General features: G+C 35.4%; 15 protein-coding genes and 1 pseudogene. 8 read left to right on the top strand and 8 right to left on the bottom strand.

Annotated features, from left to right (window positions below):
- Positions 1-2 precede the first annotated feature (2 nt).
- Both mobB and mobC read left to right on the top strand, forming a co-directional pair.
- Positions 3-1280 (top strand): conjugal transfer protein MobB, encoded by a 1278-nt coding sequence (gene mobB / locus BMW64_RS16760; RefSeq protein WP_090001207.1) that lies wholly within the window; start codon positions 3-5, stop codon positions 1278-1280.
- Positions 1281-1513: 233 nt separating this feature from the next.
- Positions 1514-3513, top strand: a pseudogene (mobC, locus tag BMW64_RS16765) (conjugal transfer protein MobC).
- A 45-nt stretch (positions 3514-3558) separates the two neighbouring features.
- Here mobC and BMW64_RS16770 read toward each other — a convergent pair.
- The gene (locus tag BMW64_RS16770) at positions 3559-4401 is read right to left on the bottom strand and encodes an RteC domain-containing protein (protein WP_090001209.1); all 843 of its coding nucleotides are present in this window, start codon (positions 4399-4401) and stop codon (positions 3559-3561) included.
- 46 nt (positions 4402-4447) lie between these two features.
- Positions 4448-6154: a helix-turn-helix domain-containing protein gene (locus BMW64_RS16775; protein ID WP_090001211.1), complete on the bottom strand. Its 1707-nt coding sequence runs from the start codon at positions 6152-6154 to the stop codon at positions 4448-4450.
- 279 nt (positions 6155-6433) lie between these two features.
- Here BMW64_RS16775 and BMW64_RS16780 point away from each other — a divergent pair, with 279 nt between their 5' ends.
- From BMW64_RS16780 to BMW64_RS16790, 4 genes are all read left to right on the top strand, one after another.
- Entirely contained in the window at positions 6434-6652 is a 219-nt protein-coding gene (locus BMW64_RS16780; protein WP_090001213.1) for a hypothetical protein, read from the top strand.
- Between the two features lie 15 nt (positions 6653-6667).
- Positions 6668-6835 (top strand): hypothetical protein, encoded by a 168-nt coding sequence (locus BMW64_RS20755; RefSeq protein WP_177175314.1) that lies wholly within the window; start codon positions 6668-6670, stop codon positions 6833-6835.
- A 19-nt stretch (positions 6836-6854) separates the two neighbouring features.
- A complete protein-coding gene (locus BMW64_RS16785) occupies positions 6855-8297 on the top strand; it encodes a MauE/DoxX family redox-associated membrane protein (RefSeq protein ID WP_090001215.1) in 1443 nt (480 codons plus the stop codon).
- A gap of 76 nt (positions 8298-8373) precedes the next feature.
- Positions 8374-8655, top strand: coding sequence for a DUF6520 family protein (locus tag BMW64_RS16790; RefSeq protein WP_090001217.1), 282 nt, complete (start codon positions 8374-8376; stop codon positions 8653-8655).
- Positions 8656-8682: 27 nt separating this feature from the next.
- Here BMW64_RS16790 and BMW64_RS16795 read toward each other — a convergent pair whose 3' ends face one another.
- The 3 genes from BMW64_RS16795 to BMW64_RS16805 are packed head-to-tail and all read right to left on the bottom strand — an operon-like array spanning position 8683 to position 15588.
- Complete coding sequence (locus tag BMW64_RS16795; RefSeq protein ID WP_090001219.1) at positions 8683-11190, bottom strand: alpha/beta hydrolase family protein; 2508 nt, start codon at positions 11188-11190, stop codon at positions 8683-8685.
- The gene (locus BMW64_RS16800; RefSeq protein ID WP_090001220.1) at positions 11177-12571 is read right to left on the bottom strand and encodes a RagB/SusD family nutrient uptake outer membrane protein; all 1395 of its coding nucleotides are present in this window, start codon (positions 12569-12571) and stop codon (positions 11177-11179) included. Before BMW64_RS16800 ends, BMW64_RS16795 begins: the two co-directional genes overlap by 14 nt.
- A gap of 11 nt (positions 12572-12582) precedes the next feature.
- The gene (locus tag BMW64_RS16805) at positions 12583-15588 is read right to left on the bottom strand and encodes a SusC/RagA family TonB-linked outer membrane protein (RefSeq protein WP_090001222.1); all 3006 of its coding nucleotides are present in this window, start codon (positions 15586-15588) and stop codon (positions 12583-12585) included.
- Positions 15589-16230: 642 nt separating this feature from the next.
- On the opposite strand from BMW64_RS16805, the gene BMW64_RS16810 reads away from it, so the two are divergent.
- Together BMW64_RS16810 and BMW64_RS16815 are read left to right on the top strand one after the other, a co-directional pair.
- Positions 16231-16539 carry a helix-turn-helix domain-containing protein gene (locus BMW64_RS16810; protein ID WP_090001224.1) on the top strand — a complete coding sequence of 103 codons (309 nt, stop codon included), beginning with the start codon at positions 16231-16233 and terminating at the stop codon, positions 16537-16539.
- Between the two features lie 441 nt (positions 16540-16980).
- A complete protein-coding gene (locus BMW64_RS16815) occupies positions 16981-18723 on the top strand; it encodes a DUF6119 family protein (protein WP_090001226.1) in 1743 nt (580 codons plus the stop codon).
- A 228-nt stretch (positions 18724-18951) separates the two neighbouring features.
- Here the strand turns inward: BMW64_RS16815 and BMW64_RS16820 are convergent, their stop codons facing one another.
- The 3 genes from BMW64_RS16820 to BMW64_RS16830 form a co-directional block, all read right to left on the bottom strand.
- Positions 18952-19659 carry a DUF2290 domain-containing protein gene (locus tag BMW64_RS16820; protein WP_090001228.1) on the bottom strand — a complete coding sequence of 236 codons (708 nt, stop codon included), beginning with the start codon at positions 19657-19659 and terminating at the stop codon, positions 18952-18954.
- Positions 19659-21731 carry a DEAD/DEAH box helicase gene (locus BMW64_RS16825; protein ID WP_090001230.1) on the bottom strand — a complete coding sequence of 691 codons (2073 nt, stop codon included), beginning with the start codon at positions 21729-21731 and terminating at the stop codon, positions 19659-19661. The genes BMW64_RS16820 and BMW64_RS16825 overlap by 1 nt, the downstream gene beginning before the upstream one ends.
- Before the next feature lie 703 nt (positions 21732-22434).
- Positions 22435-24372: a hypothetical protein gene (locus BMW64_RS16830; protein ID WP_090001232.1), complete on the bottom strand. Its 1938-nt coding sequence runs from the start codon at positions 24370-24372 to the stop codon at positions 22435-22437.
- Positions 24373-24464: the final 92 nt, after the last annotated feature.

A 24464-nucleotide genomic window follows, 5' to 3' on the forward strand; every position in this document is an offset into this window, starting at 1 on the left:
AGATGATTGCTAAAATCGGAAGAAGCAGCAATTTGTTCGGTACATTGTCCTACAATAATATGAAAATTGAAAAGGAGAAAGGAGAAATTCTGCTGACCAACAAAATGATCGAAACAGCTAATGGACAATATACTGTAGTTCAGCTGGCAAAATCATTTGAACCTTACCTTTTGGCGAATCGAAATACAGAAAAACTTACCCTGCATATTTCTTTAAATCCAGATCCTAAAGACGTAGTTTCTGATGAGAAATACAGACAAATGGCTCAGCAATATATGCAGGAAATGGGCTATGGCGAACAGCCGTTTGTTGTATTTAAACATACGGATATAGACCGAAGCCATATTCATATTGTTTCAATCTGTGTGGATGAAGAGGGAAGAAAGATCTCTGACACATTCGAAAAGGTCCGTTCGATGAAAGTATGCCGGGAACTGGAGGAGCAATTCGGATTAATATCAGCTATTGAAAAAGAAAATAATTTAAAAAGTGAAATTTTTAAAGCTGTTGATTATAAGAGAGGGGATGTCAAAAGTCAAATCGCCTCAGTGGTAAGGAATATCAGTTCTCAGTATCAATTTCAATCCCTTGGTGAATATAATGCACTGCTCTCTCTTTACCATATTACCGCAGAAAAAGTGGAAGGAGAAATGCACGGTCATGTGCAAAGAGGTTTGCTGTATTTTCCGACAGATAGGATCGGGAAAAAGACAGGCAGACCTTTTAAAGCATCGCTGTTTGGAAAAAAGGCTGGACTCGATTCATTGGAGAAGCACTTTGAATCCAGCAAGGAAAAAATGACCAGTCTTTCTGAAAGGGAAAAACTAAAAGAAAAAATTGTACGGATATTACAGTCTTCTAATGATGAAAAATCATTTACAAAAAAGTTACAGAAAGAAGGCATTAATACAGTAATTCGGAAAAATGACAAGGGAAGAATTTACGGAATGACTTTTATCGATCATGGATCAAAGACGGTATGGAACGGTTCAAGATTGGGAAAAGAATGTTCTGCCAATGCATTTAACGAGTGCTGGAATAACAATCTGAAACCGGATGATAAAGAAGCTGAACAAACATATGATAGATCAACTACATCGAATGATACCAATTTTTTTCCGACATTAGATCAATTCTTGGACATGATGGATACAGATACCGCTAAAGATTTATTCGAAGCAGTAGGCGGCTTAGTACCTCAAGCGCAGGGAGAAGATGATGAGGAACTTGATTTTGAAAAAAAGATGAAAAACAAACGCAAACGCAAAAAACATTCGTGAATCCGGTAGATCATCCAGAGTAAAAACTTTAATTGAAAAATCTTCTGAACTCCAAAGGAATAAATCTGTTTTAATTTTAAATAATTTACTAAAGACTGTGAATGTACGAAACCAATTCCTAAGCGGTTTAGGGAAGACAAAACCAGTCTTTCTTTTCCCATGAGCGCCATCATTGAATTACAAATCATTGAGGCTCATACCTTACCCCCCCCAAACCTTTAAATAGTAGAGAAATGCAGGGAGAAGACGACTTGAGAGGACTCGCCAAAATCATGGGCTTTATGAGAGCGGTAAGCATTATTCTGGTGATAATGCACCTCTATTGGTTTTGCTACGGATTTTTTGCGCAAAGACAATGGACCTTGGAGCTCATCAATAAAATACTCCAAAACTTTAATAAAACAGCAGGTTTATTTTCTCATTCCCTTTATTCTAAACTGTTTGCCGTCTTGTTATTGGGCCTTAGTTGTTTGGGGACAAAAGGGGTTAAAAATGAAAAGATCAGCTGGAAAAAAATACTGATCATCTCTTCTATCGGTACCGTATTATTCTTTTTTAATTCATTTCTATTAAAATTTCCAGCATCCGGCGCCACCTCCTTTTATATCTTATCCACTGGTGCCGGATACATTCTTCTGATGCAGGCAGGCGTTTGGATTAGCCGTTTGTTAACAACAAATCTGATGACCGACGTTTTCAACAATGAAAATGAAAGCTTTCAACAGGAGACCAGATTACTGTACAATGAATACTCGGTCAACCTCCCCACGAAATTTTACTATCATGGCAACTGGCATAAAGGATGGATCAACGTCGTTAATCCTTTCCGTGCGACCATTGTGTTAGGTACACCGGGCTCAGGGAAATCGTATGCCGTCGTTAATAACTATATCAGGCAGCACATTGAGAAAGGCTTCTCCATGTATATCTATGATTTTAAATTTGATGACCTTTCAACCATAGCCTATAATCATCTTCTAAAACATTCACATTCTTACAGGGTAAAGCCGAAGTTTTACGTGATAAATTTTGATGATCCCAGAAGAAGCCATCGGTGTAATCCCTTAAATCCTGAATTTATGACGGATATTTCAGATGCCTACGAAGCGGCTTACACCATTATGTTGAATTTGAACAGAAGCTGGATACAGAAACAGGGTGATTTCTTCGTTGAAAGTCCGATTATTCTTTTGGCCGCCATTATCTAGTTTTTGAAAATATATGAGAACGGCAGATACTGTACATTCCCTCACGCTATAGAACTGCTCAACAAGAAATATGAAGACGTCTTCACGATTTTGACCTCCTATTCCGAATTGGAAAACTACCTCTCCCCTTTTATGGATGCTTGGCAGGGCGGAGCTCAGGATCAATTACAGGGACAGATTGCTTCAGCAAAGATCCCGTTATCAAGAATGATCTCGCCTCAATTGTACTGGGTGATGACCGGAGACGATTTTTCACTGGACATCAATAATCCCAAGGAGCCGAAGATTTTATGTGTAGGAAATAACCCTGACCGGCAGAATATCTATTCTGCGGCTCTGGGACTATACAATTCAAGGATTGTAAAACTCATCAACAAAAAGGGGCAACTCAAAAGCTCCGTGATTATTGATGAGTTACCTACCATATATTTCAGAGGACTCGATAACCTGATTGCAACAGCAAGGAGCAATAAAGTTTCTGTTTGTTTAGGATTTCAGGATTTTTCTCAGTTAACCAGGGATTATGGAGATAAAGAAAGCAAGGTGATTCAGAATACGGTTGGAAACATTTTCAGCGGACAGGTGGTTGGGGAAACCGCAAAGGCTTTATCCGAAAGGTTTGGTAAAGTGTTACAAAAAGACAGAGCATATCGATCAACAGGAATGATACGTCAACTTCAATATCCACGCAATTGGACAGTCTTATTCCGGCATCGAAGATTTCGACATTGACCCAGGGATTTTTCGTAGGTGCCGTTTCTGACAATTTTGATGAAAGAATTAAGCAAAAGATTTTTCATTCGGAGATCGTTGTCGATACGGCAAAAATTTCAGCGGAGGAAAAGAACTATAAGAAAATTCCTGACATCCGTTGTTTCGAGGATGAGGATGGAAATGACAGGATGCTGGAAACCATTGACAGCAATTATAAGAATATCAAAGCTGAAATTTTAAAAATCATATCTATTGAAATGGAGCGGATTTCTAATGACCCGGACTTGCAGCATCTCATCAGTAAAGAGTAGAAAACCTCCAATGCACCTTAATCACCAGAGGTTTACAAGTATGATTTACTCCTCTTCTGTACTTTGAAAGTACTGTAGAAGATTCTCGCTGACAATGTTCAAAAACTTGGTCGGTCCCTGCTTCCGGTTGCGGATTTCAAAGATGGTCTTGTGAAAGTTCCCAAGGTCCGTGCCGAGTGATTTTTCTACAAACCTTACCACTTCACTCAATTCCACATTACCGCCATTGAAACATCTCATCTGGTACAGGGCATAGATCAGTTCGATAAGTCCTACCTTAGAAGCAGACCAGACCAAAGGGGATAAAGACTTAGGAACTTCATTTTCTGATAATCCGTCGATCTGTTTTTTTAGGTACTGGTCGAATTTTTCATCTGCCATAAATTTGGCAATCAACTGGTCATGAGAGGTCGTAAAGCTGGTGTCGAAATTGTAAAAGCCCAATGAGAGTTTCATTTTAAGATCATAGGAATCCCTTACAAATATTTTATGATCTAAGTAGGTAGCTTCCCGTCGGTAATAACTGTAAAAATCAGATTGTTCTGTGTAGAAGTTCTTAAGCTTCTCCTGTTCTGCCATGTAGTATTTCTTCAACACTTTCTTACCTGCATTGGGCTTGTGGGATTCCAGATCTAACACCAGTGAATAGTAAATAAATTTGGAAATGAATTTTGGTTTCAGATTTTTGAAGAAGTAAACCTCCTCACCAAAATTTTCAAATTTATGGGAGGAGACCAATGTCTTGAGTTTTCTGATCGACTCATCGATCAGCAGTAAAGATCTTTCTGCTACTTTGATCATATCACCTTCATCATACACTTCATTAATTTTAAGCTCCAATTCTTCATGGAGCTTTGCAATTTTTCTAAAAATAGTTTTTGTTACCATGTCCTTTTTTTAGAAATTTACAAAAAAACGTTTACTGAAGGTCCATTCAGCCGATTCTCAGTTCTTTTTTCCGCTTTTTGATGTAATCTGTTGGACGGATGCCGTTAATATCATAAAAAAGATTGGAAAAATTCTGACGCGCTGCAATACCACATTCTTCTGCCAAGGCTTCTATGGTGTAGTTGAGGTATTTAGTATTGGTATTTAAAAGGTTTGTTATATACTTGATTCTGAGTTCTGCAATATACCTGGTGAAATTCATGCCTTTATTCTCATTGATATAGATGGATAGATAATTTGCGTTCGTATTAAGTTTTACTGCAATACTGTTTTGAGTAATGCCTTTCTTGGTAAATTGCAGTTCTCTCTCGAACTTTTTGAGCTTCTCTCCGATTTCAATCGTTAGTTCAGGTGTCAGAAAAGTTTTTCTTAGGGAATATTCCTGAGGTTGTACCTCTACAATATCGGGGATCCCGTAAGAACCTTCTTTCAATTTTTTTTGAAGTAGATCGTACTGTTTTTTTATCTTGCGGTCCTTCTGGAATCGGATAACAAAAAATATAATGGTAAGCGTACTCGTGAAGATCAGGAACTGGGCGATCCTTATATTTTTCTTGCCTGCCTTCTCAATGTCTTCTTTTTGCTCAATGAGTGACCTTCGGTCATACTCCCTGTGAAGTTTTCCGGACAAATATGGATAATCTTTGCTGATCATACTGTCCGCCTTCAGAAGCTGCTCAGTATAATACAATTGTTTGCCGAGGTCCTTGTTTTTATAATAGCTAATGAGATAATTGTAACTTTTATAAACTTCCGGTAGGATAAATCCTTCTTTGACAAAGATTGAATCGATTTTACTGTAATAGCCGATCACTACTTCTTCCTGATTTTTAGCCTCTGAGATCTTTCCAAGGTAATAGTAGATGACGGAAACCCACGCAAAGTCGTTTCTTTTCAAGATCTCAGGTAATGCACTGTTTAAATCCGAAGCCGCACCCTCATAATCATTCTTCAAAAATTTTGAGATCCCTAAACATTTTAGAAAATAGCTGTTCTCCAATAGAAAATCCCGGTCACCTGCAGTCAGTTTATATCCCAATTTGTTCAGACTGTCACTAGTCGAGACATTTTTCAAGTACCGGTTGGCAACGGTCATTTGATGAAGTGAATTAAGATAAGCTTTCTTGTTGTTGAATTGTAGGTTTTCGTGCAGACCTTTTTGGTTCATGGCCTTTTCATAAAATTGTGAACAGTCCTGAAAATGCTCTAATGCTTCGTCGTAATATCCCAAATGTGCTTTGACGACTCCTAGATGGTAAATGACCTTATAATGCTGGTATTGGTCATCTGAACCTTTTGAGAATTCATAGGCTTTCATGTACTGGTTTAAGGCCAGCTTATATTTTTTCTGGTAAAAGTAGTAGATGATCCCTTTGCTGAGATAGTCTTTGCTGATGTCATCGTTACTACCATACTTGATACTGAATGCCAAAGCACTGTCAGCATATTTCATCTTGCTTTTATAATCAAACTGCCTTCCGTCCCTGTAGCCCTGAATCAGTTGGGAAATGTCGCTTTCAGATTTTGCTTTTTGAATATAGTCCTTAACAAAAGGCATTGCCCGCTCATCGTCGATGGTCATTTTTTCGTAATTGCTTCTGATCTCTCTGAAAGTCCGTACTTCCTTTTGCTGGGAAAAAAATAATTGTGAATAGGCAGAAAGCAGGACGAGAAAGTAATTTAACTTTTTCATATACTGATTATTAGAACCTCACCAACTCAAAAATACGAATTTTGATCATAAGAAATGCCTTTAGAAGCCAAGGAAGACCATCCAATACGTAAAATCCTGTTACCAGTGATCAATAAGCCTCTGTAGGCTTTTTTGCAATGGTACAATTTTAAAATTGAGACGTATCTATTTTAAAATTGCCCCACAGGACAGTTTTTTTCAGTCTCCAAGGACTCTAACTTTGACTTCAGAATTCTAATTCAATCCGACGTCGGGATAACCTAATCAAAAGAAATTACAATGAAAAAGTTAATCCCAATTTTTAGTATAGTAATCGCTGCAATGAGTTTACAAAACTGTGCAAACCGAGATGAAGATCTCATAACTGATGACAGCTCATATGAGGAGCTGAAAATATCGATCATGAAAAAAGACTCTGCAAAATCATCAGAAGAAATAGTGGATCCCGATCCGCCGGTCAGAGATGGCGATAACTGGAGGATCACGAATAAAAATTAATCAATTCTATGACCTATGATTCCTCATACCTCCATATCAGCTGCCTCAGGCTTACCATGTCCGGAAAGCGGCATCTGGGAGAGTATGGGGAATTTCAGAACAACGGTAACCCTATTTAAAGGTGCGCCCATGCCTGACTATTGCGGAATGAAGATCAAATGGAGGCTGATCCAGGTCTGTTAAACTAAATAAAAACAAAGCAATGAAATCTTTTAAGTCCATTTTTGTCAAAGCTGTTTCTTATTTTTTTATCCTGCTGTTTATATATGCAAGTGTAAGTAAGCTGTTGGAATTTGAGAATTTCCAGGTACAGTTAGCGCAGTCACCTATGCTTGGGGCGTATGCAGGCGTCGTTTCATTGCTCGTAATTACAGTTGAACTGCTAATTGTCTATCTTTTAGTCATCCAAAAATTTCGTCTAACAGGGCTTTATGCATCTCTTGGTATCATGTCAGCATTTACGATTTACATTTTCCTGATATTAAATTACGGTGATTCTATTCCCTGCTCCTGCGGAGGTATACTTGAGAAAATGGATTGGAATCAACACCTCATTTTTAATCTATGCTGTGTTCTCTTATTGATCGTGACAATTATGATTAGTGACGCTGCAAACACAGTAAAGTTAATGAGCCGGCTTGCATTGATTACAGTCCTGCCAATATTGTCTGTGGTGTTGGTGTACGATATAACTGTTGATGATAACCAAGGGGATTTTAAAAGGAGTATAAAAGAACCATTAACAATGCAATATCAGATATTGAAGTTTCCTATGAATAACTATTATTTTGCAGGTAGTTATGGTGATTCCCTGTTTTTAGCAAACCACAAAACACCACTCCTTCTTTCAACCATAACACCTGAATTCAATGCTATTAAACTTGATAAGATCAGATTGAATAATTATAAGTATGATTTTGTCAGTGTTACTATTAATGTCCTCTATCCATATTTCAGCGTCTCTGATGGAAAGGTGCCGGTAATTTTTGAAGGAAAGCTCCCTTCTTTGATGGCGTATGATACAGGTATTAATCGACTTTATTTTTCGAGGTTCTATATGCTTGAGCCACAACGATATGTATTTAAAACTATGCTTGTTAAAACAAAAGAAAGTGAACTGGGTATTTTAAATACTGCAACGAAGGAATATCAAATTTTTCCGGATGCATTACAGAAAAAGACAGACGGCATTTTTGACACCGATGGGGACTTGACTCTGGATCATCAAAACAGAAAAATTGTTTATACCCATTACTACCGTAGCGAGATGATGACAGCGGATTTTAATTTCCGAAATATTCAAAGGGAAAGAATGATTGATTCGTTGTCTCATATGGCCATTGAAACCCAAAACCTTAAGAACGGACAACAAAAATTAGTCAGATCTCCAAGCGTCATCAACAAGGTCCAAACTATCTATGAGAATAAGTTTTATAATGTATCCATTATGAGGGGCAGAAATGAATCACGGGAAGTGTCCAGAAACAATTATATCATCGACGTCTATCATAATCCAACGAAACGATATCTCTACAGTTTTTATATCAGGAATACGGAGCATGATAAGATCAGAGGAATATTATCTACAAAACATTATTTCTATGTACTGTCTGGTAACAAAATTACAAGGTATACATTTAAATAGTATCTGTTGGCCGACAGAACAGGGAACGCCGAAAACCTGTTGATCTAGAGTAGGCATAACATCAAATTTTATTACAATGAAAAATTTCATTTTACCCGCAGTTTTGATTCTGATAGGAACAGGAACTGCATTCGCTACTCAAAAAGAAAAAGGTAGCAAGGAAAATTTAGCAGTAAGACAGGGCTACATCTTTAATAGCTCGACCAACCAGTGGGACCGAAGTGTCATGTGTGAAACCACTTTGAACCCGATTTGTACTGTAGACGGATTGCCAACAGGACAGCAGGTTTTCGGAACGAGCGGTCCGGAAGTTGACCATCCAGAAACGGCCAATGTCGAATTGTACAAAATCAATTAAAAACAGCTCCCGAAAGGGAGCTATTTTTTAATTTGCCATTAGACCGATCCAGTCTGCTGGGGGTTTATTCTTTAAATAGTGATCAAACCATTGCCATATCTTTAGATTAAGATCCAACTGGTTAGATGGCAGTAATACATTATGGGTCTCGTTATTATATTCCAAAAATACGGCTTTTTTCTGTAACCTTTTCATTCCAAGAAAAAACATCTGTGACTGAAGATGAGAAATATTTTTATCTTTTACTCCTGTCCAAATCAGTACAGGTGTATTAATATTTTTCAAATGATAAATGGGAGAATTATCCCTGTAGTTGCCAACATCTTCAAACAAATTTCTATTCATTCTTAACTGTTGATTTTCAGTTCTCCTATAATTAGGCATACCGTCAAATTCTGAATTTGTCAATGAAAAAGAAACTAGATCTGAAACCATCACACCGGCAACACCCGTTTTGAAATAGCTGGAATTGGTCAGTGCCAAGCCCGTTTCATAACCGCCAAATGATAAGCCTACGACCCCTATATTTTTATCATCTATCGGGGCTATCGTTTTTGCAATATCGATGGATTTTTCCAAAGAAGTTATCACACTGTTTTTAACATTACCGATTTCATACTGTAAATCCGGTAAGAGAACCATATAGCCATTCATTAGGTAATGCATATAGTGAAAGCCGAAAGTTGTTCTAAGGTAAGGTGGCCAAAAATACAAAAGATCATCCTGTGATTTATTTTCATAAATATTGACAATCAGTGGATACTTCTTTTTCGGGTCATAGTTCACAGGAAACAAAAGCGCTGCATTAGAGATGCCATATTGCGTTTTATATTGATAAATCTGATATCTTGATTTTGCAAAATGTTTTTTCTCTGCTTTCATAGACTCATAAACTACACTGTATTTCCCTCTTTCAAATTTTGTCAATTTAAAAGGTTCTAATGCAAAATGGGACGTTAAGAAGAATCCGTTCCTGTAAGGTCTCATTTCCTTATAGTGACCTTGCCTGTATGAAGTCATCTTATTCTTTTGATATTCATAGGTCGCAAATCCGGAATCATAAGTTACCTCATTAAAAAGGTTGAATGTCAATTCTTTTTCCAAGTCCAGCATGGCAAACTTGATATTCCACGAGGATACAGGATATTGATCTTTAGAAATCTGTACTTTGTATTTAATATTTTTATCTTCTCCTGCCGTGATTTTTTTTATTTGATGCGTATTGAGATTGACAATATAATAATCAAACTGATTGTGAAGCATAATAGAAGATGTTCCTTTGATTTTTATGGGAAGTTCTGATGGAAAATATTGCAGACCACTATTCTTAAGGTTTTCCCATCCATGAATTTCCAAAGGGAAAAGCTCATGATCCTCTCCCTTCCTGAGATGATGGCACCTCCACCTTTTAAAATCAAAATAAATAAACTGTTCTGTATCGCGATCCCATAAGTAATTGCCATCATTTGTTCTCTTTTTAGGCAGAAGGTAAGAGCTTTTCCCATAATCCAGCATCAGTTTTAAGTCAAGAACCGGATATTGCTGCTCCTCTACAATATTTTGACTCTCATCAAAAACCATAAAATCACCTTTCTCATTTAAAAATTTGTAAACAGGCAATTTCAGCGTTGTATCAGGTGCATAATCCCAAGTTTGATTGCTCAGGTTATAAATACCCATATAATGCTTGAGTATATTTTCATTGTTATTTCTATTTGAATAACTGATCTGTAGTTCAGGATTGGTCTTTGAATATAACTTACTTTTTAAATAGACCGGCACAATAAAGTGCGTTTCTTCCCTAACTTCCAGGTAACCTTTTAGGTTCGCTGTAAATTCAAATGCTGAAGGGCTGTCAATAACCTGCCTCGATAACTGATTCGACAGCACATCCAGTTTGTAAAATTCTATTTGTGATCTCGTAATGTTCGCACAAAAGATATTATTCTCAGAATTGGCCAGCCAGTGACATTCACTTTCCAACTTAAATGTTTTGACTTGATAATTATTTAGATCTCTGATGCCTAAAGTCGTTCCTGAAGTATATACAACCCGATTATTCTTATGATCAAAATGATATGCATTGATCTTGTCCTCTCTCCACAATTCAGTACCATCATAGGATACTGAAACCAACTCCCTGGCGTTAGCACTATGAAGTAAAAGCTTTTCCGATACATTGGAAATATCAAACGTAAAGTTACCTGTGATATCTTTACTTTGACCGGTTTTAATATTTAATATCCTGATATGCTTATCGTTCCGCATCAGAAGAAGATGAGCGTTTAAAAAGTGATATTGTGTATGCTTTTCAAGTACTTTCTTACTGCCTGTATTTACAGTGATCAATTCGTCATCATTCTTACCGTAGGCATTGCTATGATTCAGAACGATGTGCTGCCCTGTGGGGCTGCTTGCCGACAGTGAAGTTGTATAATATTGCTGGTACACAGAATCCAAACTGTCAATGTTCTGGGAAAAGTGAAGCGTACTGATTAAAAATATTCCAATTAAATACAGTTTAATAGCCTTCATTTTGCGGATTTAAATTAGAATTTATAAGAAGTTCGCTTTCGGGTAATGGCAGCAGCTTAAAATGGGTTTTCCATCCTGTTTTCTTAATAACCATCACCGGGTCCAGTAGATTATGCTGTCTAAGATCATAGAAGCGATGTCCGAATTCTGTAAACAATTCAGATCTCCTCTCTTTAATAACAGCATTCATCAAAGTATTCTGATCAGAATTCACTAATGATGCAAGCCCTGCCCGATTTCTTATTTTATTAATATCCGAAGCGGCCAGATCATACTGCCCTTTTTGAAGGTAGGCCTCTGCCCTGATCAGATAAAGCTCTTCCACCCTGAGAATTACCGAATATTCCAGGGAATTCGTACTGGTAGAATACTGTTTATACTTGAATGGATAGTAGTAGGTCTTGTTTTGGGAATCCGTTTTTTGCCCTATCCAGGTTGTTTTTCTTAGATCACCCGTCTCAAATTCATCTATAAAATCCTGACGGAGTGCGACATTCGTTGGCGGTGCCGTGTTCAGAATGAATACATTGCCCTGATAGGTATTGTAAATTGAGCTGAAGGGCAGTAACTGCCATATACTGCCTGAGCTGTCTTTTAAAAACACTTTGCTCAGATCAGATTCCATTTTGTACTGTGTATTATTAACAACAGTACCGGCATATTGCACAGCGTCATCCCAATTATTTTCGTAATAGGCTATTCTGGCTAAAACGGCGTTAGCGGCCATTTTTGTAGGATATACTCTACTTCCGGTAACTAACGTTTCGGGCAGCAGTGCATTGGCCGTCTGTAGATCATTTTTACATTGGGCATACACCTGGACAATACTGCTTTTATCGATCACCTGATTGGTTTCGTAGTTTGTTGTGACTACATAAGGTACAGGTCCGTATGTTTGGACCAGGTAAAGATGCAGCAGTGCTCTGAGAAAAAGACCTTCTCCCTTCAATCGGTTTCTAACTTCCGGACTGAGATTTTCAGAGTTTTCAACCCCTTCGATCACGGCATTGATGTTATAGATCTGTGTATAAGTGGTTGCCCACAGGCTGCTGATTTTCGTAGAACTGGGCAGATGACTGAGTTGATAAAATATCGTGGCATCACTTGCAGCAGGTGCATACGATTGAAGTTCATCGACATAGGCACTGAGAACAACCTGTGCACCTGAAGACGAGCCCGATAAAAACCCCTGTTCTTCCAAAGACCGGTAAATTCCTGCCATGGCAGATTTAGCTAACTGATCATCTTTAAAGACAACCTCTCTCGTGATCTGGCTTTTAGGTAAACCCACATCTGTAAATCGGTCACAGCTGTTACAGGTCAGAAATGATATAATCAGGAGATGTAGTACTATGATATTTTTAATAGGTATATTTTTCATAAAAATGCAGTTTAATAGGTTAGGGAAAGCCCGAAGCTGATCACACGAAGTGGACTGCTGAATCCGGCCAGCATAAACTCGGGATTGACGTCCTTGTTATTGGAAAACACGAAGAGGTTCTGTCCGCTTAAAAACACCTTAGTCCTTAGTTTTGATTCGTTCGCTGAAGGAATGTTGTAACTTAAGGTTGCGTTCTTCACCCTCAATGTGAACATATCGGAAACGGTGGCATCACTTAGCGTATAGAGTGAACTCGCCGTAACCGCTGCCGTACTGTAACCGGCACTCGGCCTTTGAAATTGAGCGTCAGGATTATCGGGTGTCCAATAATCATTGAAAACAGCCGGTTTATTAGCCATGTAGCCTATGTTTCCGTACATCGACCTGATGTTGTATTGGCTTTGGCTGACAAACTGCAAAAGGATGTCTAAACTCCAGTTTTTATACTGAACACTGTTCTGTATTCCGCCGTACCAGTACTCCTTGATCTCTTTGCTGACAACACGATCTGCGGTATTGATGATCCCATCAGAATTGGCATCGTAAAAAGTATACAAGCCGGTTGTCGGGTCAATACCTGTATATTGGTAGAGCTTGACAAGATTTGTGGATTTCCCGATCTCAAATCGATTGGCATAAGTTGATTTATCGAGGTTGGGAAAACTCAACAGCTTGTTTTCAGGCAACGTGAAATTGAGGTTGGTTATCCATCTCCAATGGTCCGTTTTAATATTGACGGACTCTAAGGATACTTCCAATCCCTTGTTTCTTAAGGTAGCATTCAAATTGGCCTGTATGCTGGCAAATCCTGTGGTGGCAGGCATTGGAACCCCTACCAGCTGGTTAGAGCTGATATTATGATAATAACCCGCATTGAAATTCAGCCGCTGTTTAAAGAGACCTAGTTCAATCGCTGCCTCAAATTTACGGGTAAGCTCCCAACCGAAATTTTTATTGTAAAGACGCTGGGGAACGATTCCTGAAAAACCGCCGTACGATCCTCCCGTAGACTGATAGGTATCATAATACTGGTAATCTCCGATCTGGTCATTCCCTGCAACACCATAACTGGTTCTCAACTTTCCGAAACTTAGCCATGAACTCTTCTTAAGAAAATTTTCTTCAGAAAATAACCACGCTGCTCCCACTGCGCCGAAATTGGCATATCTCCTCTCAGAACCAAACCGACTGGAACCATCACGCCTGCCTGTTAAGTTGATAAAGTAGCGTTTATGATAACCATAGTTAAATCTTGCATACACTGCCTGATAGCGGTATAAGGTTTCACTGGCGCTTGGAATCGTTATATTGGCTGCCGCTGAAATATTGGTCAGCATATCATCAGACGGGAAGTTTCGTCCCAATAGCACAAAATTATCTGATTTCTGTTCCTGAAATGATCCGCCTAACAAGGCTGAAAACTGGTGTTTCTCCCATCGTTTTTCATAATTCAGCTGAGGCTCCAAGATCCAGCTTTGGTTCATCTTCTGCCCTTTTCGTATTGATGAATTATTACTGCCTATATTACTGGATGGATTATAGGTCGTTTTTGGAAAAATCTTCTGGTCATTACTGTTGTAGGTACTGTATCCGCTATTAAGGTTGATGCTGAAGCCGCTTCCGAAATTGTAGCTTGAAGTGATGTTGGCATTTAGACTTTTGGTCTTCATGGAATAGGTCTGTGTTGCAGGCCCCATCGGATTGGTAAAGGTGTTGTTCTCCCAGTTGATCATACCATTGGGCATATAGAGGTCAGGCGCATTGGGTGCTAACGAAGCATATACCAAATTGAAATCCGTTGGCGGCAGGACATTGTTTTGCAGCGCAGCAGTCCCGTTAAATCCGATCTGAAACTTTCGGTCTGTACTGGTATGGTTGAGGTTAACCCCCAAATTATTTCTTGTATACCTGTAATTTCCGGGGAATACGGTCGTTTCTTCGTTATGCCCTCCTGAAACTGAAAATTGGGTATTGCCGCTCCCCCCGGAGACTCCGAGCTGTACATCTGAATACTCCGCAGTATTTCCCACAAAGTATTTTTGCCAGTCTGTGGTTTTTGTTGAACTCCAGACCCCATTGATATCATAGGCATTGGAAGGGACGGCTACGCCATCATTGGCAAACGCCAGTTTTCTTACAGCGATGTACTCATCAAGACTCATCATCTTTGGTAAGTTGGTCATCTGCCCAAGTCCGTAACTTGTTCTCAGATTGACTTCGGTTCTTTCTTTTTTACCTTTCTTGGTGGTAATCAATACAACACCATTGGCTCCCTTACTTCCATAGATGGCGGTGGCGTCCGCATCCTTCAATACTTCCAGGGATTCGATATCATCGGGATTGATCGAATTTAAAGGATTAGATTCGCTGTACGGCAATATTGTACTTGCCATTCCCGTGTTGAAATCATTGACTTGAGGTAAGGGCACCCCATCGACAATATACAATGGCTTGTTGCCGTCATAGCCCGTCGTAGCATAACTTCTTAAACTGTTTCTTCCCCTGATCTGTACATCAAAGCCTCCTCCGGGAACACTGGAATTCTGTGTAATACTAACGCCCGTCATTCTGCCCTGTAAAGCTGAAAGGACATTGTTGACAGGCTGGTTTTCGATGTCTTTTGCTGAAACTCTGGCGATACTACCGGTGCTTTCCTTGTCTCTGACCTTGTAGTAGCCTGCGTTGAGAATAACTTCTTCGATTCCCTTTACTTTTTGTTCTAAGCTGATATTGACGACGGTCTGATTAGTGAGAGTGACTTTTTCTTCTGCATAATCAGGGTGTCTGAACAATAGGATGGGATTTTCTGCTGTAACCTGTAATGTGTAGGTTCCATTATTAGCGGTCATTGTTACCTGGTTACTCCCTTCTTGGGAGATCACGACTCCTGAAAGAGGTTTGCCGGATGTGGTAACGGTACCGGAAATGCTGCGTGTTTGGGCTTTTATGTTAGTGCTGACAGCGGTCAGCATAAGGCCAAAGAAAATACCTCCTATATGGTAATAGGAATTTTTCATAGATTTGTAAAGGTTTTTAATTTTCTAAAGATTAATTACTGAACTACGCTCTTTCCCGTTGGTCTCCAAACGCTATGGGAAGGGGCTTTTTTCTTTCTTCTGAATTTTTAAGTTGAGTAGTATTTTTGATTCTTTTTTAATAAAACTTTCCTGATGCCCTTTGGTGTGAAAAAGGACTGGTGAGGTTCTGTAAGCAGTGACCGCCAGGCACCGGAAAGAATTTAATATGAATGAATCTTTGTCCCGTGTAAGCTTTTTAAAGCCGCAATAGGTTGTACCCTCCTATTGTATCGTGTAGTCTGATACTATTTTTAGGAAGCGGGCTTAGATTGTAATGTAGAGATGGGCGAACTGCATTGAAAAAGACGGCGTGGGACTCTACATTATCCGTATTAGGGGTACTGGTATACCTTTGCACAAGATAAGAGAGCCCACGCCTAGGTCGTGAGCTTTCTGCTTATCGTCTTGTGCATTCTAAAATTACCAGTTTTCTAATACAAGATTCTAAGCAATAGCTTCTATTATTCTTTGAAGTATCGCAAAGTTACATTTTCTGTAACCTATTTTACAAATATAATAAAAAAATATCAATAACACATATATGTGTTTATGAAAAATTAAAGAAAGTCCAAAATTTACTATATGTATATATGGGAAGTAGATGACTTAAAATTTCAGATTGGAAAAATCTTCCAATTTTATAGGCTAAAGAATAAGCTTTCGCAATTGCAACTTGGAAATGAGATTAATCTTTCAGGTAATCAAGTGGGTAGAATTGAGAGAGCAGAAACAAATCCTACCGTAGAGAGTATCGTTAAATTCTGCAACTTCTTTAAAATTGATATATTATTTGTATTTACCAAGCTGACTGCGACTGATTATAAAAATCTTGAACTTGAAATAATGCAATTACAAAAAGAGTTCAAAAATCATAATAGAAGAAAATCCTAACTCACGAGCTAGGATTTTCTGTTTTATTTACTAATTTCTTGATAGTTTCGATCTGAACATTTATCAAAACTTCTTTCCTTTCAGCGAATCCTTGTTAGGAAAGGTAGTCCACGACGAACAATTGTCGGAACATTTTAACGAGGATTTAAAAAATATGTCAGAATTTATGATTGAAATATAGGTCTACTGTTGTAAGCAATCTCATGAAACTAATCCAAGACAAATTATCTAATTTTTTTTGTAATGTAAATATTTTATAACTATCTACTTCGCATCTTTTTATAGATGAATTTTGACGTTATAAACTTACAATTTATGTATTTGATCAACACACTATTATTGTTCTGATTTTATAAAATTATTATAAACAAAGAAGTTTATTTTACTCTGAAAAAGGTTCAAAAATGAAGAAATTTTTATAATTTTAAAAAAACTATAATTATGAAAATTGTTCCAAACATCTATAGATTAGATAAGCAAATTGTGAAACTCAGGGGGTTAAGCGATTATGAAATTATACTTAGAATTCTAAAGGATTTTAACAATCAAATAGAACAGGAAGATTTAAGTATTTTTACGATCGAAAATATTGAGTATATTCTTTATACATTCAATACTGATGAAATTGAATCTGAGTGGAAATCATTTTTCCCTAAAACCTTAAGTGAAACCAAAAACTTTTTCCAGCAATCTGTTGCATTAATATTATTTATAAAGACTGAATTCGATATTTATTGCGTAATTGGAGGGAATTCATACAAAATTATTTTACCATTTATTGATCAAAGCTTTGGAATTGATACTTATTCAAAGATAATTCAACCAACAGAAGATAGTATTACCTCAATCAAAGCTAGAGGTATAACTGGAAATAGGGCTGGTTTTAGCGAACAGTACAGAAATGATTTTAAAATTATAGACTATATAAAATTTGGAAATGTTCCAAAGGAAATCCAGATTAAACTTAATGAAAAGACATCTAAACTTCATTTTAAATTTTTGATAGATAAAAAACGACCCAGAACTCAACTGACTGTTGGAAAAGGTATCAAAATAAAGAAAAATATTAATTTTAATGAATTACATAAAATAATCAAGGAGATAATAGTCATACGGCAATTGATATCTTCTGACTTTTTAAGTTCCTATATTGAAATTACAGATTCAGCTTTTATCGAAAGAGATTTAAAAAGGTTATTGATTGATAATATTTACGAGGATATTAGATATATAGTTGGTGATGCAAACGTAAGATTGTTTCAATTCGATTTTTGCAATCCTAACAATATTGAAAAATTTTATGAAGCCGACGAATACAGATTAAAAGAAAAGACGGAAAATGGCGGTCACTCTGTGTTTAAAATTGTCAATAGCAAAGATGATATCTATGAAAATGTTATTTCTTATGCTTTGAAACAAATTCAACCTTTAGATAAATTTAACTTTATGGTGTTTCTTCAAGGAGTTAGAATTACCTGCTACAAAGATAATGTGAAGACAGTTAGTGCCTCATTTTTATATCATATTAGTTCAGAGTTTAGACTTGGAACATCTCCAATATTCTTAATAGATAATAAATGGTATTTCTTGAGAGATACATTTATTAAAGAATTAAAGACTCAAACTGTCCATGTTTTAAAAACATACAAACTTCGTGATAATTATCTTATGAATTGGTCTAGACTTTTAAATAAAGAAGGTGACTATAATTTAATATATAATGAAATGGAAAATTTCATTGTAATTGACACAATCTTAGTTGATGGCGTAGAATTATGTGATGTACTATATTATACTAATGACCGTATATATCTAACTCATGTAAAAAAAGGATTTAGTGCTGACATGAGAGAGCTAACAAATCAAGTTTTAATTTCAGCAAGAAGATTAAAGGAATGTTTGGGAACAGAAGAAAAAACTTTCCTAGTAAAAATCTATAGCGCTATTGTAAATAAAGGTAGAAGTGTTAATAATTTATCACAAGAAGAATTTGTAGATTTATTCTCGCAAAAAAATATAGTTTATTCGTTAGCTTTCAAATCTCAACAACAACAGGATTTACTTGTGGAAGATAATATTGATAGTTACAATTCGAATATTGCAAAATTCTCTTTAGTGCAATGTTCATCCGAAATGAGAATCAATTATTACAATCTAGAAATCGGTCAGATTAGAACAGTATAAAATGATCAAACTTTATTTTTAAGATTTTTTATTCAATATAAAAAAGCATCTATGTATGAAAAATGGTTTAATTAGAAATAATCTCTCAAAATATGTATCGCTATTACTTTAAACATTATCGAGACTGGAGGGATAAAGCCTGATAAATATGATAGCATCAGATTGCTTCTATGCATATCCTCCAACAGAAATTAAGTTGGGGGCATATAAATGTGTGATATGATATTCTTAACTCATAAAAAATTCATTTTCTTCACTATTATGCCAATCTTTTGAATCTAATTCAGCACACATATTTTTTATATCTTTTAAAAATTTATTTTGATCAGTCTTTTTGAGAAAAAAATCTTTCCATTCTCTATAATAGGTATTTTTCAAGCAAAATTTGACAAATTTTAACGGAGTAAAGTATTTTGATAGTGGAATTCGCAAGTTACTATTTGTTCCAATATGAAGATGTGATTTAGAGTGGAGCATTGGATGGTATCCTATATCATTAAAATCGTAGCGCACATAATTAAAATTAGCGGTCAATCCTTGGGTTTCTAAAAATTGCTCGTAATCTTCTTGAATAACCGGGTAAAAATTTTCAACTGAAGTATATTCATCCATTAACTCTTCTAGAAACTCTCTGCTGTACATTGTTTCTACATACTGTTCTATAGTCAAATATTTGTAGGGCGTTTGTATGAAACTATATCTCAGCTCATCTCCCTCTTTAGAAAATTGAAATACCGAATCGTCGTTTAATAAAAAAGAAAACTCTGAATTAGATGTAATGAAATTATGTAATTCAATAATATTGGCACTTTTACTGATTTTCTTTAATTCAGCTGAAAATGGCCTAGAAGAATCGCCCGATTTTTTAAATACACCAAATTCTTTAAGCAACTTTTCCGCATCCTTTAAAGACGTGTTATATGTTACTATATTCATTATTTTTTGCTGTTTAAATCTTTGATTAATTCTAGAATCTGCGAATCCGAGAGTCCAATTTTACTCAACTCTTGAACTCTAGCATTAATTTCATTTAAAATACCCTGCTGCTTATCCATGCCTCTCAAAATGGTTCTTGTAGAACTCTCAGAAGGCTGAATAAAATCAAATTTATTCTGATTTATTTTAAGTCTATTCATTTCCACTCTGCATTGCTCAGCCTTCTCAAAACCAGTCATTACCACCCAGCCTTTACTTCGAGTAATGGCAGTAAATATTTTATTCCTATCAATTATATAGTCTTTATGCTGAAACGCATATTCCGTTCCTACTATATAAACCATACCAGATTCATTCCCTTTTGCTTTATTAAGTGTTGAAAGTGTTACGAACCCAGTCTGAGAATAAAATTTATTATTATAGGCTGTATTAAGATGATTGAAGCACTTAATACCTTTCTCGATCAGAAGTTTTTCTAATTCCCCAAAATAAATATGTATATGTTTGCCATCAATTCCAATCACGCTAATATCATCAGGATTTAATTCTTGCTCATAAATATCTTTTACAATCAAATCAGCAACATATGCACATTCTTTGTAAAGGTCGTCAAAAATTTGTAATGTTATAGAATCCTCCTTAAACAATTCATTTGTTATCAAAGGAGAATTTTTTTCAGGACGAGATATCAACATTCTGGATCCGGTTTGAGAATCTCCCGATTCGACTTCAAACCCTAAATCTTGCCAATGATTATTATTCTCTAATCTCTGTAAAACAGGTTCGTTATAAATTCCAAGTCCTAAAGCAAAAGCATTTAATAAAAGTATCCTTGGAGTTCGGTAGCATTTATGAAGAACAATATCTTGCAAATTATTCTCATCTCTCGAAAAATCCACAAAATAATCTCCATTTGCGTCTTTACCAAATGTTTGCTTTTCATCTTGAATTTTTACATCAAATATATTTTGAAAATCATCATATGCCCACACAACTCTAGAATTAGTGGTAATTTTTCTAATCACTCTATAAAAAGAGGATGGAAAATCCTGTCCTTCATCAATCAATGATAAACCGAACTTCTCACTGAGATCATGTTTTTCTAATTCATTAAATAAATGCTCAAAAGGACTTTTTGGATTGTTTCGCTTTGCTTCAATAAAAGTAATTGGTCTAATAAAATTTTCTTCGGTCAAAGTTGAATAAACTCCTTTGACACCTTTTCCTCCCCAGCCATGTAGAATATGTATTTTATCCCAATTAGGACTACCATTTTCTGCAAATTCAAAATAATATTTTTCTATTAAATATCGTATATGACCATAAAGAGCCTTAGTGTAATAAGTATATAAAATTTCTTCCTCTGGATGTTGTATATGATATAATGCCGCCTTCATAGCCAATATTATAGTTTTTCCAGAACCTGCAAGTCCTCTTATTCGTTGTGGAGAATCAATATTATTAAGTGCAGCCTTCTTCTGCTCTACATCAAATGATGTAATTTGACTTTGTATTTGATTTAAGATGTAACCTTTAGTTGGTGGGGTATCGATCACTTTACTGACAGATCTATCTTTCTTAGAAATCAAATGATAGGAGCCTTCAATTACAGAGGTCAGTATTTGAAATTCATCATCAGTTAAGAGTTGTTTCTTATTATTTTCTATAATGTCTTCTAAGTTTCCCGCTTTAACATAATCCTCACCTTCCACATCGATATGATCTGCAATGAAAAATTTTGGCGTCACGTTAATTTTAAGTTCTCTTCTCCCAATACGTAAATCATTAACTTTGCCAATTCTACCAACTATATGCCCATCTAATTCGTCAAGTTTTGTTATTTCTTCATCTGTTAATTTTGATTCTGCATCTATACACCTAAAAAAAATAACTCCGAATTCCCGAGAGACAAACAGTACATGAGCTTTGATAATATCATCATCAACTTCACCTTTATAAAAAGGAAAATTATAATAAGTAAATGAGTTACTTATTTCCATCGATTCAATTGTATCAATTAAATATTTTGCTGAAAAGTCATTTTTAATTTTGTGTAGATCCCCTAAGAACATTTTTTATATTTTAGAATAAATAAAAGATTGTTAATACAATTATTTAATATTTGCGGTTAAATTACAAAGAAATTCTTAATTTTTCTTAATCAGTGGTAATATTATAGATACTAAAACAACCCTTATTCTACAACTATATTTTGAATATTTCTCTCTCACATACATTTCTACCATTTTTATTTTTTGAAATAATGTAGAAGCCTTCAAAAGGTAATGTGGAAATTTCATAAGATAATTATTTTGCATCTAAAAAAATAATATGCATTTTGATATCAACTAATTAGTATAAATGTATTTAGCAGCAACCATACTTTTACAGATAGTTATTATTAAGTGAAATTGGAATTACAATTTTTTCCATCGGTATATACATAATTATGTACCTGCATATTCACATAGCTAATTTAAATCAGCGTAATTAGTCCATATAGGAAAATATTATAATTTTAAGAAATCGGCCTTTAAGTTTTATAACTTGATCAACAAAATTTAGATTGTTTCATCTATTCTTTTTTTAAACAATCAATGAAACCGAGCCTATATCATAAAAATAATTTTCTCAAATTTTGTTTTAAAAATAGTTTTATTGCTTATTGAGATGCTTACGATTTTAAAACTGGGTGGAGAAGTTAGGAGCTCACTCCCAACTTTGGAGCTCCTTCCTCTTGACAAAGTTGCTGGTTCGCTCTGCTAGGCTTAAAAATTATTCAATTTTTCCAATTTTATTTTTGAACATGGATCTTGCTATAACAAGATCGTCATCTATTTTTAATATTAATAATACCATAAGTTTAAGCAATATTTTATAATCTCTCTCTTGCTCAGTATTATCGTGGCTATTTGTGGCGTGAACATATTTGTTTCTAAGCCATAAACCATTACTAAATCTATTATTAAGGTAATAGTCAAAATATTCCTGCTCAGCGACAGTAAATAACTTATCAGAGAATTTAATCATTCCCAATTGGTTTAGTCTGTCCAATTCCTGTTGAATAGCTAATGGAAAATAATGGTAGCTAATCACATCGTATATTTTCAGGTAACCTATAATGATTAGTGTGTCAGTATTTACTATTGTTATATTTCCTTGTTCATCACTTCTTAGATATCCTTCTGTTATTAATGATTGTAAAAAAGATTTTCTATTTTCGTCAACATCAGTGATATTAAGACTTTCATTTCTTAGAACCTCGTATAAATTACTATATCGCTCACCATATTTTTTATAATCGAACAAATAGCTTCCGCTATCAAAAAAGATAAATTTTAATTTGTGGTAATCATCTCCTGTAGGGTAAGCATACTTTTTTTGTAAAAGTGAAGGGATGCAACTAATTTTGGTTGTTTTAGTAGAAACTTGCATTAATTCGTAATCTACAATATCATCTTCAACATAGAGTTTATATTGCTCAACCACTGACTCAAATTCCGGGACGATCAACCTTATTTTTGCAAGGAAGGAGCTTTCTTGACTGGGAAGATTTAATCTCAATTTATTTAGATTGTAAGTAATATTCAAAGTGTTATTGACGTAGCTGTCTAAAATATCTTCTAACTTTAAGTTTGAATCCTTTAAAAAATAATTATAGATTTCAAAACGCATTATTGCATCCATCGAACTTGAGGTAAATGCTGATGTAATGATGTAATCATTTTTTGACCTCATAAACGCTCGCTCAAAACCTTCAAGATGGCTACTCTTAGAAACAAATTCTATACAACCCTGGAAATCGAGGAAGTTAAATATTGTTCTGAAATTCTTAAACAATGTGGCGACATCCTTTTTTTCACCAAGTTTCTTACTACTATACGATATTATTTCCTCGCCATCTCGGTAAATAGTTTTCTTTATTTCCTCCTGGTCTTCTGATAGACAAATACCTTTTTTAATAGAAAATGCATTATCACTATTTAATATTTCATCATTTAATCTGTCTGAAATCCTTTTTGCTTTCAGCCTTGTTCTATCTGTTATACGTAGATGTGGCGAATCTTTACTATTTTGTACTAAACGGACATAATTTAAATTGACATCATCATAATCAAGATAGTTTAAAATAAGTTTTTCACTTTCAGTTGTGTTTAGAGATTTTGGAAAAAATTTTTCTTGTCTCTCTTGATCATAACTGGACTCAAAATAGTCCAGAAATATCTCTGCCGTTCTTGGCCTAGACATCATGTAAGTATAAATATCATGATCTAAAAATGACACAATATTTTTACAGTATAATATTTCACTAAGCCTAAAATTTTTTTTAAGTGTTATTTCCAAAAATTGATCGCTATTAATTGTTTTGTATATTCCAGTTTTATTTACCAGAAACCAAAATGTTTTGGTGTAGCTATAAGAAATATGAGAGAACATATTTAGGATGTTTTCCCACTTTAAATTTTTGAAGTACTGCGCAATCTCTTTTTTGAAATCTTTTATAACGGCATTATAAGTAACAATGTCTGTAGAACTCCAATCTTTATGTACAAATCCATTTTCTATATAATCAATAATATGTTGACGCTCTAAGATGTCATCTATTTCTACTGCCTCAGACAGGTGCCTATTATCATTGAAATAGTTATTGATCTGCTCGATAGAATATATCCAAGCCAAATCGTTTTTCGAAAAATATATAATTCTTTTCATTGTTGTAGCGTGTTCTACAAATTTACTAAAGTTGAGAGACAAAAGACGCCAAACAAATCATTTGATAATAAATTGATAATTAGCTGACAAAA

Source organism: Chryseobacterium taichungense, assembly GCF_900109935.1.
Lineage (GTDB): Bacteria > Bacteroidota > Bacteroidia > Flavobacteriales > Weeksellaceae > Chryseobacterium > Chryseobacterium taichungense.

Excerpts from the sequence above, each read along its gene's own strand:
- mobB (WP_090001207.1), top strand. The coding sequence starts at position 3 with ATGATTGCTAAAATCGGAAGAAGCAGCAATTTGTTCGGTACATTGTCC.
- BMW64_RS16770 (WP_090001209.1), bottom strand. The coding sequence starts at position 4,401 with ATGGTAACAAAAACTATTTTTAGAAAAATTGCAAAGCTCCATGAAGAA.
- BMW64_RS16775 (WP_090001211.1), bottom strand. The coding sequence starts at position 6,154 with ATGAAAAAGTTAAATTACTTTCTCGTCCTGCTTTCTGCCTATTCACAA.
- BMW64_RS16780 (WP_090001213.1), top strand. The coding sequence starts at position 6,434 with ATGAAAAAGTTAATCCCAATTTTTAGTATAGTAATCGCTGCAATGAGT.
- BMW64_RS20755 (WP_177175314.1), top strand. The coding sequence starts at position 6,668 with ATGATTCCTCATACCTCCATATCAGCTGCCTCAGGCTTACCATGTCCG.
- BMW64_RS16785 (WP_090001215.1), top strand. The coding sequence starts at position 6,855 with ATGAAATCTTTTAAGTCCATTTTTGTCAAAGCTGTTTCTTATTTTTTT.
- BMW64_RS16790 (WP_090001217.1), top strand. The coding sequence starts at position 8,374 with ATGAAAAATTTCATTTTACCCGCAGTTTTGATTCTGATAGGAACAGGA.
- BMW64_RS16795 (WP_090001219.1), bottom strand. The coding sequence starts at position 11,190 with ATGAAGGCTATTAAACTGTATTTAATTGGAATATTTTTAATCAGTACG.
- BMW64_RS16800 (WP_090001220.1), bottom strand. The coding sequence starts at position 12,571 with ATGAAAAATATACCTATTAAAAATATCATAGTACTACATCTCCTGATT.
- BMW64_RS16805 (WP_090001222.1), bottom strand. The coding sequence starts at position 15,588 with ATGAAAAATTCCTATTACCATATAGGAGGTATTTTCTTTGGCCTTATG.
- BMW64_RS16810 (WP_090001224.1), top strand. The coding sequence starts at position 16,231 with ATGTATATATGGGAAGTAGATGACTTAAAATTTCAGATTGGAAAAATC.
- BMW64_RS16815 (WP_090001226.1), top strand. The coding sequence starts at position 16,981 with ATGAAAATTGTTCCAAACATCTATAGATTAGATAAGCAAATTGTGAAA.
- BMW64_RS16820 (WP_090001228.1), bottom strand. The coding sequence starts at position 19,659 with ATGAATATAGTAACATATAACACGTCTTTAAAGGATGCGGAAAAGTTG.
- BMW64_RS16825 (WP_090001230.1), bottom strand. The coding sequence starts at position 21,731 with ATGTTCTTAGGGGATCTACACAAAATTAAAAATGACTTTTCAGCAAAA.
- BMW64_RS16830 (WP_090001232.1), bottom strand. The coding sequence starts at position 24,372 with ATGAAAAGAATTATATATTTTTCGAAAAACGATTTGGCTTGGATATAT.